We start from the raw sequence: 13,182 nt of genomic DNA on the forward strand, positions 1-13,182 counted from the left end.
CTCCTACAGGGATCGCGCAGTGTGTAGGAGCGGCCTTGTGTCGCGATGGGCTGCAAAGCAGCCCCAGAAGGCAACACCCAACAGCAGGCAAAAGATCTGCAAACAACAAGAGGAAGGACCACCTTGAGCACTGCCGGCAAATCGATCCTGATGGTCGACGACGACCAGGAAATCCGCGAACTGCTGCAAACCTACCTGAGTCGCTCCGGCTTTCAGGTGCATGCCGAAGCCGACGGCAAAGGCTTTCGCCGTGCGCTGGAAAGCACGCCCTGCGACCTGGTCATCCTCGATGTCATGCTGCCCGACGAAGACGGCTTCAGCCTGTGCCGCTGGGTACGCCAGCACCCGCGCCAGGCGCGCGTGCCGATCATCATGCTCACCGCCAGCTCCGACGAGGCCGACCGGGTCATTGGCCTGGAACTGGGCGCCGACGACTACCTGGGCAAACCGTTCAGCCCCCGTGAACTGCAAGCGCGAATCAAGGCCCTGCTGCGTCGCGCCGAATTCGGCCAGGCGGCGCCGGGCAGTGCGGTGCTGGCCTTCGATGACTGGCGCCTGGACACGGTCAGCCACCGCCTGTTCCATCACGACGGTGAAGAGGTGATTCTTTCTGGCGCCGACTTTGCCCTGCTCAAGCTGTTTCTCGACCATCCGCAGCAGATTCTCGACCGCGACACCATCGGCAACGCCACCCGTGGTCGCGAGCCGATGCCGCTGGACCGCATCGTCGACATGGCGGTCAGCCGCTTGCGCCAGCGTCTGCGTGATACCGACAAGCCACCCCGGCTGATCCGCACGGTACGCGGCAGTGGCTACCTGTTGGCGGCGCATGTCTGCAGTGCGCCCTGAGCGGCGCTGGCGCCTGCTGCCGCGCTCATTGCTGGGGCGTATGCTGCTGCTGACCTTGTTGGTTGTGCTGCTGGCCCAGGGCCTGTCGAGCATCATCTGGGTTGCCCAACTGCGGGCCAGCCAGTTGCAGGGCCTGCGCGCCAGTGCCAGCAGCCTGGCCCACTCGATGAGCGCCAGTGTCAGTTACTTCCGCTCGCTGCCGGTGGCCTATCGGCCGATGGTGCTCGACCAGTTGCGCAGCATGGGTGGCACGCGCTTTTTCGTGTCGCTCAACGCCAAGCCGCTGGACATGCCGGTATTGCCCATTACCCCACGTAAGCAGGCGGTGATCGATGTGTTCCAGCAGGTGCTGCACGAGCGCCTAGGGTCGCAGATGGACATTTCCGTGGAGTTCGTCGCCCCCGACGACCTGCGTATCTTCAACAGCGGCCTTAAGCTAGACGAGCTGCCACGTTCTTGGGCGCATTACTCGTTGACCCTGGAGCCGCTCAACCCGCCGGTGCTGGTGACGCAGATTCGCCTGGGCGAGGGTGAGTGGCTGTACATCGCTTCGCTGCTGCCTGAACCCTATACCAGCCTGGAGGCCGAGCGCCTGCCACGGCAGCAGATCGGTTTCATCGTACTCACCACGGCCTTGCTGTTGTTGTTCATCGGCCTGCTGGTGCACTGGCAGAGCTGGCCGCTCAAGCGCCTGGCGCGGGCCGCACGGGAGATGTCGCTGGGCGCCGATGTGGCGCCGGTGGCGGAAGGCGGGGGTAGCGAAGTGGTCGAGGTTAGCCGGGCATTCAACAGCATGCGTGAGCGCATCAGCCGCTACCTGACCGAACGCAGCCAGCTGTTCAGCGCCATCTCCCATGACTTGCGCACGCCGATCACCCGCCTGCGCCTGCGTGTCGAACTGCTGGAGGACGAGCGCCTGCAGGCCAAGTTCAGCCAGGACCTGGACGAACTGGAGCTGCTGGTCAAAGGCGCCTTGCAGTGCGTTAAGGACACCGATATCCACGAGAACATAGAGCCGGTCGACCTCAATCAGGTGCTGGAGATTCTGGCAGAGCCGTATCTGCGTGATGGCCGTATCACGGTCGACGGCCGGGCGCTGGCGCCTTACCCAGGCAAGCCGCTGGCGTTGCGACGCTGCATCGGCAACCTGATCGACAACGCCATCAAGTATGGCGAGCGGGCGCGGCTGCGCATCATCGACAGTGCCGAGGGCTTTGTGCTGCAGGTGGACGACCAGGGGCCGGGCGTACCGCAGCAGCAGCTGGAGCAGGTGTTCGAGCCGCATTTCCGGCTGGCAGGGCAGCAGCAGGGCTATGGGCTGGGGTTGGGGATTGCACGCAATATCGCCCACAGCCATGGGGGCGAGGTGAGTTTGCTGAATCTGCGAGAGGGTGGGTTGCGGGTGACGTTGTACCTGCCACGGGGCGTGGAGTGAAACGCTGCGTTACCTGTACCGGCAATGTAACCAAACGATGACATTCATGCATCGCTTCGTTACCCGGCGCGGCGGGCGTGCTGTTTAGACTCCATGCAACGCAAGCGATCGACTTGCACGGCATAACAACAAGAAAGGTGTTTCGATGAATTCCACGCTCCGTCTCGCTGCCGCAATCTCCCTGGCTTCCTTACTCCCGCTCAGTGCCCAGGCTGCCGAACCCAAAGGCAGTGTCGAGGTGGTGCACTGGTGGACCTCCGGTGGTGAAAAGGCGGCCGTCGATGTGCTCAAGGCCCAGGTCGAGAAAGACGGCTTCACGTGGAAGGATGGCGCTGTCGCCGGCGGTGGCGGCGCCACGGCCATGACCGTGCTCAAGAGCCGCGCCGTAGCGGGCAACCCGCCGGGTGTCGCACAAATCAAAGGGCCAGATATCCAGGACTGGGCGGCCACCGGTTTGCTCGACGGCGAAGTGCTCAAGGATGTGGCCAAGCAAGAGCAGTGGGACACCTTGCTCGACAAGAAGGTCGCTGACAACGTGAAGTATGACGGTGACTATGTTGCCGTACCGGTAAACATCCACCGTACCAACTGGCTCTGGATCAACCCAGAAGTCTTCAAGAAGGCCGGCATCGACAAGGCGCCGGCCACGCTCGATGAATTCTATGCCGCTGCCGACAAGCTCAAGGCCGCTGGCTTCATCCCGCTCGCCCATGGCGGCCAACCGTGGCAGGACAGCACCGTGTTTGAAAGCGTGGTGCTCTCGGTGATGGGCGCGCAGGGTTACAAAAAGGCCATGGTCGACCTCGACAATGCGGCCCTGACCGGCCCGGACATGGTCAAGGCGCTGGCCGAGCTGAAAAGGTCGCCAACTACATGGACCCGGATGGCAAAGGCCAGGACTGGAACCTGGAGGCGGCCAAGGTCATCAACGGCAAGGCCGGCATGCAGATCATGGGCGACTGGGCCAAGAGCGAATGGACCTTGGCGAAGAAGACCGCCGGCAAGGACTACCAGTGCGTGCCGTTCCCGGGTACCGACAAGGCCTTCCTCTACAACATCGATTCGCTGGTGGTGTTCAAGCAGAACAACGCAGGCACTTCTGCCGGCCAGCAGGACATTGCCCGCAAGGTGATGGGTGAGGACTTCCAGAAAGTCTTCAGCACCAACAAAGGGTCGATCCCGGTGCGCAACGACATGCTGGCCGACATGGCCAAGTATGGCTTCGATGCTTGCGCGCAGCGCTCTGCCAGTGACTTCCTGGCCGATGCCAAGAATGGCGGCCTGCAGCCGAGCATGGCGCACAACATGGCCACCACGCTGGCCGTGCAGGGTGCGTTCTTCGATGTAGTGACCAACTACATCAACGATCCCAAGGCCGATCCGGCCGATGCGGCGAAGAAGCTGGCGGCGGCGATCAAGGCTGCCCGGTAACGCGACGCCATCTCCCTTTGTAGGAGCGGCCTTGCGTCGCGATAGGGCTGCACAGCAGCCCCAAAACTGCGCACTCGATCTTCCAGGTAGGTGTTGGCCGTGAGTCTTTTGGGGCTGCTGCGCAGCCCTATCGCGACGCAAGGCCGCTCCTACAGGGAGTGCGGCGCCTTTGAGGTGAACCATGACAACAACTACCGCCCAACTGCGGGCCTCGCCCCTGGACGCGCTTCAGCGCTGGCTGCCCAAGCTGGTGCTGGCGCCCAGCATGTTCATCGTCCTGGTGGGCTTCTACGGCTACATCCTCTGGACGTTCGTGCTGTCCTTCACCACCTCGACCTTCCTGCCCACCTACAAATGGGCAGGCCTTGCGCAATACGCCCGGCTGTTCGACAACGACCGCTGGTGGGTGGCAAGCAAGAACCTGCTGGTGTTTGGCGGCCTGTTCATTGCCATCAGCTTGGTTATCGGCGTGCTGCTGGCGGTGCTGCTGGACCAGCGCATACGCCGCGAGGGTTTTATCCGCACCCTTTACCTGTACCCCATGGCACTGTCCATGATCGTGACTGGCACCGCCTGGAAGTGGTTGCTCAACCCCGGCATGGGCCTGGACAAGCTACTGCGCGACTGGGGCTGGGAGGGCTTTCGCCTGGACTGGCTGATCGACCCTGACCGGGTGGTGTACTGCCTGGTGATTGCGGCCGTGTGGCAGGCCTCGGGCTTCATAATGGCGATGTTCCTTGCCGGCCTGCGCGGGGTCGACCCGTCGATCATCCGCGCAGCGCAAATGGATGGCGCCAGCCTGCCGCGCATCTACTGGACCGTGGTGCTGCCTAGCCTGCGCCCGGTGTTTTTCAGTGCACTGATGATCCTTTCGCACATTGCCATCAAGAGTTTCGACTTGGTGGCGGCAATGACGGCCGGTGGCCCGGGTTACTCGTCCGACCTGCCGGCGATGTTCATGTACTCGTTCACCTTCAGCCGCGGCCAGATGGGCATGGGGTCGGCCAGCGCCATCCTGATGCTCGGGGCGATCCTGGCGATCCTCGTGCCTTACCTGTATTCGGAGCTGCGGAGCAAACGCCATGCATAGCCCTGTCGACAAACCAGCGCTCAGCCTGAGCCGCATTGCCATACACGCGGTGTTGCTGATCGCTGTGGTGCTGTACCTGGTGCCGCTGGTGGTGATGCTGCTGACCAGCTTCAAGACCCCCGAAGACATCAGTACCGGCAACCTGCTGAGTTGGCCCGCGGTGATTACCGGCATTGGCTGGGTCAAGGCCTGGGGCACGGTCAGCGGTTACTTCTGGAATTCGATCATGATCACCGTGCCAGCGGTGCTGATCTCCACCATCATCGGTGCGCTGAACGGCTATGTGCTGTCGATGTGGCGTTTTCGTGGCTCGCAGCTGTTTTTCGGCCTGCTGCTGTTCGGCTGCTTCCTGCCGTTCCAGACCGTGCTGCTGCCCGCCTCGTTCACCCTCGGCAAGCTCGGCCTGGCCAGCACCACCAGCGGCCTGGTGTTGGTGCACGTGGTCTACGGCCTGGCCTTCACCACGCTGTTCTTTCGCAACTTCTACGTGAGCATTCCCGATGCGCTGGTCAAGGCCGCGCGCTTGGACGGTGCTGGGTTCTTCACCATCTTCCGCCGCATCATCCTGCCCATGTCGACGCCGATCATCATGGTTTGCTTGATCTGGCAGTTCACCCAGATCTGGAACGACTTCCTGTTCGGCGTGGTGTTCTCCAGTGGCGACTCGCAACCGATCACCGTGGCCCTGAACAACCTGGTCAACACCAGCACCGGGGCCAAGGAATACAACGTGGACATGGCGGCAGCGATGATCGCCGGCCTGCCAACCCTGCTGGTCTACGTGGTGGCAGGCAAATATTTCGTGCGCGGGCTGACAGCCGGCGCGGTCAAGGGGTAAGCCATGGCAACGCTCGAACTTCGCAATGTGAACAAGACTTACGGCAGCGGCCTGCCGGACACCCTCAAGGACATCCAGCTGTCGATCAGGGACGGCGAATTCCTGATCCTGGTCGGCCCTTCGGGCTGCGGCAAGTCCACCTTGATGAACTGCATCGCCGGCCTTGAGCAGATCACCGGTGGCGCGATCCTCATCGACGAGCAGGACGTCAGTGGCATGAGCCCCAAGGACCGCGACATCGCCATGGTGTTCCAGTCCTATGCGCTGTACCCGACCATGAGCGTGCGCGAGAACATCGAGTTTGGTCTGAAAATCCGCAAGCTGCCCCAGGCCGCCATCGACGAGGAAGTGGCGCGGGTGGCCAAGCTGCTGCAGATCGAGCACCTGCTGGCGCGCAAGCCGGCGCAGTTGTCCGGTGGCCAGCAACAGCGTGTGGCCATGGGGCGGGCGCTGGCGCGGCGGCCGAAGATCTACCTGTTCGATGAACCTTTGTCCAACCTCGACGCCAAGCTGCGGGTCGAGATGCGCACCGAAATGAAGCTGATGCACCAGCGCCTGAAGACCACGACCGTCTACGTCACCCATGACCAGATCGAGGCCATGACCCTGGGCGACAAGGTGGCGGTGATGAAGGACGGCATCATCCAGCAGTTCGGTACCCCGCAGCAGATCTACAACGACCCGGCCAACCAGTTCGTCGCCAGCTTCATTGGTTCGCCGCCAATGAACTTCATACCGGTGCGCCTGGCCAAGCAGGATGGCCGCGTGCTGGCGCTGCTCGACAGTGGCCAGGCACGTTGCGAGCTGCCGTTGGGGTTGGCTGCCGACGAGCTGGACGGTCGCGAGATCATTCTGGGTATCCGCCCTGAGCAGATCGCCCTGGGCACCGCAGAGGGCAATGGCCTGCCGGGCATTCGCGCCGAGGTGCAGGTTACCGAGCCCACCGGGCCGGACCTGCTGGTGTTCGTCACCCTCAACCAGACCAAGGTGTGCTGCCGCCTGGCGCCGGATGTGGCGTGCCGGGTGGGTGACACCCTGAACCTGCAATTCGACCCGGCTCGGGTGCTGCTGTTCGACGCCGAAAGCGGCGAACGCGTGCACCTGGCCAGCACTGGGGCAACCGCAAAGGACAACGTGGCTCACTTCAAAGGCCGTTGAATCGTCTACACCATCAATAAGAAAAAGAGGACGCAAAGGGATGGAACAGCGCAAACGCATCAGCACATTGGGCTCGCTGGCCTTGCTCGCCGTTGTCGGCAGCGGCGGCGTGCAGGCTGCCGAGGCTTTTTCCAGTGAGTCGAAATGGATGACTGGCGACTGGGGCGGCACCCGTACCGAGCTGCTGGAAAAGGGCTACGACTTCACCCTCGACTATGTCGGCGAGGTAGCCGGCAACCTGCACGGCGGCTACAACGACGACAAGACCGCCCGCTACAGCGACCAGTTCGCCCTCGGCGCGCACCTGGACTTGCAGAAAATACTTGGCTGGCACGATGCCGAGTTCAAGCTGGCGATCACCGAGCGCAGCGGCCGCAACCTGTCCAATGACCGCATCAGCGACCCACGCGCTGGGCAGTTCAGCTCGGTGCAGGAGGTGTGGGGCCGTGGTCAGACTTGGCGCTTGACGCAGATGTGGGTCAAGCAGAAGTACTTCGACGGCGCACTGGACGTCAAATTCGGCCGCTTCGGCGAGGGCGAGGACTTCAACAGCTTCCCTTGCGATTTCCAGAACCTGGCCTTCTGTGGCTCGCAGGTGGGCAACTGGGTCGGCGGCATCTGGTACAACTGGCCGGTCAGCCAGTGGGCGCTGCGGGTGAAATACAACATCACCCCGGAATTCTTCGTGCAGGTCGGCGCTTTCGAGCAGAACCCTTCCAACCTGGAAACCGGCAACGGCTTCAAGCTCAGCGGCAGTGGTACCAAGGGGGCGATCTTGCCGGTGGAAGCGGTGTGGTCACCCAAGGTCAACGGCCTGCCTGGTGAGTACCGCCTGGGCTACTACTACAGCACGGCCAAGGCCGACGATGTGTTTGACGACGTCAACGGCAACCCGCAGGCGCTCAGCGGCGAGGCCTTCAAGTCGCATTCCAGCAAGCACGGCTGGTGGGTGGTGGCGCAGCAGCAAGTCACCGCTCACGGTGGCGACGTCAACCGTGGCCTGAGCCTGTTCGCCAACTTCACCGTGCACGACAAGGCCACCAACGTGGTCGACAACTACCAGCAGGTGGGGCTGGTCTACAAAGGCGCCTTCGACGCCCGGCCCAAGGATGACATCGGCTTTGGCGTGGCGCGTATTCATGTAAATGACGACGTGAAAAAGCGCGCTGAACTGCTGAACGCCCAGAGTGGCATCAACGATTACGACAACCCAGGCTTCGTGCCGCTGCAACGCACCGAGTACAACGCCGAGCTCTATTACGGCTTCCACGTCACCAACTGGCTCACCGTGCGGCCCAACCTGCAGTACATCAAAAGCCCCGGCGGGGTAGACCAGGTGGACAACGCGCTGGTCGCAGGTTTGAAGATTCAGTCGTCATTCTGAGGGCATTTGTTGTAAATTTACGCCAATCCATTTTCGGTTCCCGGCACCCACTGGCCTGCAGTGGTTGTCGGGAATAGGCCGAGACAGCGCTATCTCAAACAACAAGAGCTCTGAACCATGCCCGAACATCCGCTCCATCGCTTCTTTTCCTCGCAGCGGCCAAGGCCGACATTCGAGTGGGAGCGTTACCAGCAGCGCGATGTGCTGATCATCGATCATCCCCGTTGCCAGGCGGTATTCAGCCGCCAGGGTGCGCAGTTGCTGCACTTTCAACCGGCCGGTGAGCGGCCGTGGCTGTGGTGCGCCGAGCAGTGGCCGCAGGTAGGGGCGATTCGGGGTGGGGTGCCGGTGTGCTGGCCGTGGTATGGCCGCCACCCCAGCGAAGACCTGTGGCCGGCCCACGGTTGGGCACGCCTGCTGGATTGGAAGCTGGTGGACAGCCGCGAGGACGAGGATGGCGTGAGCCTGAAATGGCGGCTGGACCTGTGCGACTGGCAGGTCGACCTGCATGCTCGCCTGGGCAGCCGCATGGAACTGAGCCTGAGCACCGAGCATCAAGACAGCGAACCGTGCCAGTTGAGCCATGCGCTGCTGGCCTATTGGCGCATCAGTGACGTGTCCGAGATAGCGCTGTCTGGGCTAGAGGATATCGAAGGCTACGACCGCCTCAACCGCCAGGCCTGCCGTGAGGAGGGTGCGCTGAAGCTCAAGGGCGGCTGCCAGAAGGTCTACCCGAGCACGCCTCGGGTGCAGCTGCAGGACCCGGCGTGGCAGCGCGAGCTGTGCATCGACACGGGTGACAGCGACGACACCGTGGTCTGGCACCCCGGCAACCGCCCGCTGATGGGCGTGAGTGGGCGCGAGAGCCAGCGTTTCGTTTGTGTCGAGGCCGCCAGCGGCAGCGGCGAGGGCCTGAGCCTGGCGCCGGGCCAGCGTGCGCACTTGCGCTTGCAGGCGCACCGGCTCAGTTGAGTTCGTCGTCCTCGATCGGGTAGCGGCTGGCGTTGAGGCTTTCCTTGATCTTGCGCAGGTGCGGCTGGAAGTCCACGCCGCGGCGCAGGGTCATGCCGGTGGCCAGCACATCGAGCACGGTCAGCTGGATGATCCGCGAGGTCATCGGCATGTAGATGTCGGTGTCTTCCGGCAGTGGGATGTGCAGGCTCAGGCTGCAGGCATTGGCCAGTGGCGAGCCTGCGGCGGTCAGGCCCAGCACCGAGGCGCCGTTTTCGCGTGCCAGGCGCGCCACTTCGACCAGTTCGCGGGTGCGCCCGGTGTAGGAAATGATCACGAACAGGTCGCCGGTGTGCGCCACCGAGGCCAGCATGCGCTGCATCAGCACGTCGGCATGGGCTGACACCGCCAGGTTGAAGCGGAAGAACTTGTGCTGCGCATCCAGGGCCACCGGGGCCGAGGCGCCTAGGCCGAAGAAGTGGATCTGTCGGGCCTGGATCATCATGTCCACCGCACGGCTGACCTGCTGCGGGTCCAGTTGCTGGCAAGCGCCGTCGAGCGAGGCGATGGCACTGGCGAAGATCTTCTGGGTGTAGGCTGCCGGGTCATCGTCGGCTTCTACCGCGCGGCTGACATAGGCGGCGCCGCTGGCCAGGCTCTGCGCCAGTTGCAGCTTGAGTTCCGGGTAGCCGCTGACGCCAAACGAGCGGCAGAAGCGGTTGACGGTCGGTTCGCTGACCTTGGCCGCCTGGGCCAGAGCAGCGATGCTGAAACGAGTGGCTTGTTGCGGGTTGAGCAAGATGACTTCGGCGACTTTGCGTTCGGCCTTGTTCAGCTCGTCGAGGCGTCCCTGGATCTGTTCCAGGAGGTTTCGCACGCGGTCCATGGGTGTGTCCTTGGGTCGGGAAGACAGCCGGCTGCGCAAGCAGCAGGCTTTTTGCACGGTCGTCTATCGTACTGTCGGTGCGGTTGGCGTACCACTTGTCTGTAACACTTGTGTGTAATGTTGTGGTTTTTACTACATTATCCCTTGAAAACCGTATGTGAAAGCGGTATTCCTAGACCAACTTTAGGAAAGAACCAACATCATGGCTGCGATCAGTGTCGAACCTTGCACCTTTGCCCTGTTTGGCGCCCTCGGCGACCTGGCATTGCGCAAGCTGTTTCCTGCGCTCTACCAGCTCGACCGGGCCAACTTGCTGCATCCGGACACCCGCCTGCTGGCCTTGGCCCGCGAGGCCGGCAGTGCGCAGGTGCATCTGGACACCATCGAGGCGCACTTGCGCCGGCATGTGCCCGAAGCCGATATCGAGCCTGCTTCGCTGGGGCGCTTCCTTGCCCGGCTGAGCTATCAGCACCTGGACTTCCTTCAGCCCGAGGGCTACCAGGCCCTGGCCGAGCAACTGCCCGGCGAGCAGCCGTTGATCGCTTACTTCGCCACCGCGGCAGTGGTGTACGGGGCCATTTGCGAAAACCTCGACAAGGTCGGGTTGGCCCCGCGCACGCGCGTGGTACTGGAAAAGCCCATCGGCCACGACCTTGAGTCGTCGCGCCGGGTCAACGATGCCGTGGCGCGCTTCTTCCCTGAAAACCGGGTCTACCGCATCGACCATTACCTGGGCAAAGAGACCGTGCAAAACCTCATTGCCCTGCGCTTCGCCAACAGCCTGTTCGAAACCCAGTGGAACCAGAATTCCATCTCCCACGTGGAGATAACCGTCGCGGAAAAGGTCGGTATCGAAGGCCGTTGGGGTTATTTCGACAAGGCCGGCCAGCTGCGCGACATGATTCAGAACCACCTGCTGCAGCTGCTGTGCCTGATCGCCATGGACCCGCCCAGCGAGCTGTCCGCCGATGCCATTCGCGACGAAAAGGTGAAAGTGCTCAAGGCCCTGGCACCGATCACCGGCGACGGCCTGAGCACCCGTGTGGTGCGCGGCCAGTACATTGCCGGCTACAGCGAAGGCAAACCGGTGCCTGGTTACCTGGAAGAAGACAACGCCAACGCCCAGAGCGACACCGAAACGTTCGTTGCCCTGCGCGCCGACATCCGCAACTGGCGCTGGTCGGGTGTGCCGTTCTACCTGCGTACCGGCAAGCGCATGCCGCAGAAGCTGTCGCAGATCGTCATCCACTTCAAGGAAACGCCGCACTACATCTTCGCCCCGGAGCAGCGTTTGCAGATCGGTAACAAGCTGATCATCCGCCTGCAACCGGACGAAGGCATTTCTTTACGGGTGATGACCAAGGAGCAAGGCCTGGACAAGGGCATGCAACTGCGCAGTGGCCCTTTGCAATTGAATTTTTCCGACACCTGGCGCAGCGCAAGAATTCCGGATGCCTACGAGCGGCTTTTGCTCGAAGTGATGCGCGGCAACCAGAACCTGTTCGTGCGCAAGGACGAAATCGAGTATGCCTGGAAATGGTGCGACCAGTTGATCGCCGGCTGGCGTAATGCGGGCGATGCGCCCAAGCCTTACGCTGCGGGCTCCTGGGGGCCGATGAGCTCGATTGCACTGATCACACGCGATGGGAGGGCGTGGTATGGGGATATCTGAACTGAAACTGCCAGCGGCCGTGAAGGCACATAGCCTGGCGGACGCCAAGGCACTGGCTGCAACCCTGGCGCACGACGTGGCCGAACGGCTGCGCGCGGCCATTGCCGCCAAGGGCCAAGCCTGCGTGGTGCTGTCCGGTGGCCGCAGCCCGGTGCCGTTCCTGGAGAACCTGGCCAGCGAAAACCTGGACTGGGCCAAGGTCACCGTCAGCCTGGCCGACGAGCGCTGGGTACCGGTGGAGCATGCTGACAGCAATGCTGGCCTGTTGGCCCGCCACCTGTTGAAGGGCGCGGCGGCCAAGGCCCGCTTCGTTGGCCTGTACCAGCAGGCGGAAAACCTCGATGCCGCTGCGCTCAAGGCCGACCAGGGCTTGGTCGCGCTACCGCCAATCGACGTGCTGGTGCTGGGCATGGGTGACGATGGCCATACCGCCTCGCTGTTTCCGGCCAGCCCCAACCTGGAGGCAGGCCTGGACTTGGCCAGCCCGCGCCGCTGCCTGCCCTTGCTGGCGCCGAGCGTGCCGCACCAGCGCCTGTCGATGACCCGCTCGCTGCTGGCCAGTGCTGGCTTTATCGCGCTGTCCGTGCAAGGCCAGGGCAAACTCGCTACCCTGCGCGCCGCGCTGGCTGGCAACGACCTTACTGAAATGCCGATTCGCGCTTTTCTTCACGACCCCCTGGACATCTACTGGTGCCCATGAGCCAAGGATCCACAGTCATGACCACCCTCGAACGCCCACAGCCCAAGCTCTCGATGGCTGATAAAGCCGCGCGGATCGACGCCATTTGCGAAAAGGCGCGCATCCTGCCGGTCATCACCATCGCCCGTGAGGAAGACATCCTGCCGCTGGCTGATGCCCTGGCCGCTGGCGGCATCCGTACCCTGGAAGTGACCCTGCGCTCGCAGCATGGCCTGAAGGCCATCCAGGTGCTGCGTGAACAGCGCCCGGAGTTGTGCGTAGGCGCCGGCACCGTGCTTGATCGCAGTATGTTCGCCGCCGTCGAGGCTGCCGGCGCGCAGTTCGTCGTTACACCGGGCATTACCCAGGACATTCTGCAAGCGGGCGTGGACAGTGAAATTCCGCTGCTGCCAGGCATCAGCACGCCATCCGAAATCATGATGGGTTACGCCCTGGGCTACCGTCGCTTCAAGTTGTTCCCGGCGGAAATCAGCGGCGGTGTGGCGGCAATCAAGGCCTTTGGCGGCCCGTTCGGTGATATTCGCTTCTGCCCCACGGGCGGCGTGAACCCGGCCAATGTGCGCAACTACATGGCACTGCCCAATGTGATGTGCGTGGGTGGCACCTGGATGCTCGACAGCAGCTGGATCAAGAACGGCGACTGGGCGCGGATTGAGGCGTGCAGTGCGGAGGCGATGGCGCTGCTGGACGCCAACTGAATTTGTTGTGTGCTTTACGGCTTATGGGGCGCTTGGTCGGCGCCCCTTTTTTGTCCGGTTTTTTTGCAGTGCCTGTGCTGGCCCTATCGC

The 13,182-nt window shown here is 62.9% G+C and carries 11 protein-coding genes and 1 pseudogene; 11 read left to right on the forward strand and 1 reads right to left on the reverse strand.

Annotation, left to right across the window (positions count from 1 at the left end; translation table 11 throughout):
• Nucleotides 1-123: 123 nt before the first annotated feature.
• From gltR to AB5975_15360, 8 genes and pseudogenes are all read left to right on the forward strand, one after another.
• Nucleotides 124-849 (forward strand): two-component system response regulator GltR, encoded by a 726-nt coding sequence (gene gltR / locus AB5975_15325; GenBank protein ID XDR18070.1) that lies wholly within the window; start codon nucleotides 124-126, stop codon nucleotides 847-849.
• A complete protein-coding gene (locus AB5975_15330) occupies nucleotides 830-2,284 on the forward strand; it encodes an ATP-binding protein (protein ID XDR18071.1) in 1,455 nt (484 codons plus the stop codon). The genes gltR and AB5975_15330 overlap by 20 nt, the downstream gene beginning before the upstream one ends.
• 145 nt (nucleotides 2,285-2,429) lie before the next feature.
• A pseudogene (locus tag AB5975_15335) lies at nucleotides 2,430-3,715 on the forward strand (ABC transporter substrate-binding protein).
• A gap of 181 nt (nucleotides 3,716-3,896) precedes the next feature.
• A complete protein-coding gene (locus AB5975_15340) occupies nucleotides 3,897-4,805 on the forward strand; it encodes a carbohydrate ABC transporter permease (protein ID XDR18072.1) in 909 nt (302 codons plus the stop codon).
• Nucleotides 4,798-5,643, forward strand: a complete 846-nt coding sequence (locus AB5975_15345) for a carbohydrate ABC transporter permease (GenBank protein XDR18073.1) — start codon at nucleotides 4,798-4,800, stop codon at nucleotides 5,641-5,643. Before AB5975_15340 ends, AB5975_15345 begins: the two co-directional genes overlap by 8 nt.
• A gap of 3 nt (nucleotides 5,644-5,646) precedes the next feature.
• Entirely contained in the window at nucleotides 5,647-6,801 is a 1,155-nt protein-coding gene (locus AB5975_15350; GenBank protein ID XDR18074.1) for an ABC transporter ATP-binding protein, read from the forward strand.
• A 40-nt stretch (nucleotides 6,802-6,841) separates the two neighbouring features.
• Complete coding sequence (locus AB5975_15355) at nucleotides 6,842-8,185, forward strand: carbohydrate porin (GenBank protein XDR18075.1); 1,344 nt, start codon at nucleotides 6,842-6,844, stop codon at nucleotides 8,183-8,185.
• Nucleotides 8,186-8,302: 117 nt separating this feature from the next.
• On the forward strand, nucleotides 8,303-9,157 hold the full coding sequence (locus tag AB5975_15360) for a D-hexose-6-phosphate mutarotase (protein XDR18076.1): 855 nt from the start codon (nucleotides 8,303-8,305) through the stop codon (nucleotides 9,155-9,157).
• Here the strand turns inward: AB5975_15360 and hexR are convergent.
• Nucleotides 9,150-10,013: a DNA-binding transcriptional regulator HexR gene (hexR, locus tag AB5975_15365; protein ID XDR22977.1), complete on the reverse strand. Its 864-nt coding sequence runs from the start codon at nucleotides 10,011-10,013 to the stop codon at nucleotides 9,150-9,152. The two genes, AB5975_15360 and hexR, sit on opposite strands and share 8 nt — an antisense overlap.
• 211 nt (nucleotides 10,014-10,224) lie before the next feature.
• Here hexR and zwf point away from each other — a divergent pair, with 211 nt between their 5' ends.
• Genes zwf through AB5975_15380 form a run of 3 tightly spaced genes read left to right on the forward strand, consistent with a single transcriptional unit; the run spans nucleotide 10,225 to nucleotide 13,092 of the window.
• A complete protein-coding gene (gene zwf, locus AB5975_15370) occupies nucleotides 10,225-11,694 on the forward strand; it encodes a glucose-6-phosphate dehydrogenase (GenBank protein ID XDR18077.1) in 1,470 nt (489 codons plus the stop codon).
• The gene (gene pgl / locus AB5975_15375) at nucleotides 11,681-12,394 is read left to right on the forward strand and encodes a 6-phosphogluconolactonase (GenBank protein XDR18078.1); all 714 of its coding nucleotides are present in this window, start codon (nucleotides 11,681-11,683) and stop codon (nucleotides 12,392-12,394) included. The genes zwf and pgl overlap by 14 nt, the downstream gene beginning before the upstream one ends.
• Nucleotides 12,395-12,411: 17 nt before the next feature.
• Nucleotides 12,412-13,092, forward strand: a complete 681-nt coding sequence (locus AB5975_15380) for a bifunctional 4-hydroxy-2-oxoglutarate aldolase/2-dehydro-3-deoxy-phosphogluconate aldolase (GenBank protein XDR18079.1) — start codon at nucleotides 12,412-12,414, stop codon at nucleotides 13,090-13,092.
• Nucleotides 13,093-13,182 lie beyond the last annotated feature (90 nt).

The sequence above is a fragment of the Pseudomonas putida genome (assembly GCA_041071465.1).
In the GTDB taxonomy this organism is placed as follows: domain Bacteria; phylum Pseudomonadota; class Gammaproteobacteria; order Pseudomonadales; family Pseudomonadaceae; genus Aquipseudomonas; species Aquipseudomonas putida_P.

Coding starts and splice junctions, on each gene's coding strand:
- AB5975_15330 (XDR18071.1), top strand. CDS start 830: ATGTCTGCAGTGCGCCCTGAGCGGCGCTGGCGCCTGCTGCCGCGCTCA.
- AB5975_15340 (XDR18072.1), top strand. CDS start 3,897: ATGACAACAACTACCGCCCAACTGCGGGCCTCGCCCCTGGACGCGCTT.
- AB5975_15345 (XDR18073.1), top strand. CDS start 4,798: ATGCATAGCCCTGTCGACAAACCAGCGCTCAGCCTGAGCCGCATTGCC.
- AB5975_15350 (XDR18074.1), top strand. CDS start 5,647: ATGGCAACGCTCGAACTTCGCAATGTGAACAAGACTTACGGCAGCGGC.
- AB5975_15355 (XDR18075.1), top strand. CDS start 6,842: ATGGAACAGCGCAAACGCATCAGCACATTGGGCTCGCTGGCCTTGCTC.
- AB5975_15360 (XDR18076.1), top strand. CDS start 8,303: ATGCCCGAACATCCGCTCCATCGCTTCTTTTCCTCGCAGCGGCCAAGG.
- zwf (XDR18077.1), top strand. CDS start 10,225: ATGGCTGCGATCAGTGTCGAACCTTGCACCTTTGCCCTGTTTGGCGCC.
- pgl (XDR18078.1), top strand. CDS start 11,681: ATGGGGATATCTGAACTGAAACTGCCAGCGGCCGTGAAGGCACATAGC.
- AB5975_15380 (XDR18079.1), top strand. CDS start 12,412: ATGACCACCCTCGAACGCCCACAGCCCAAGCTCTCGATGGCTGATAAA.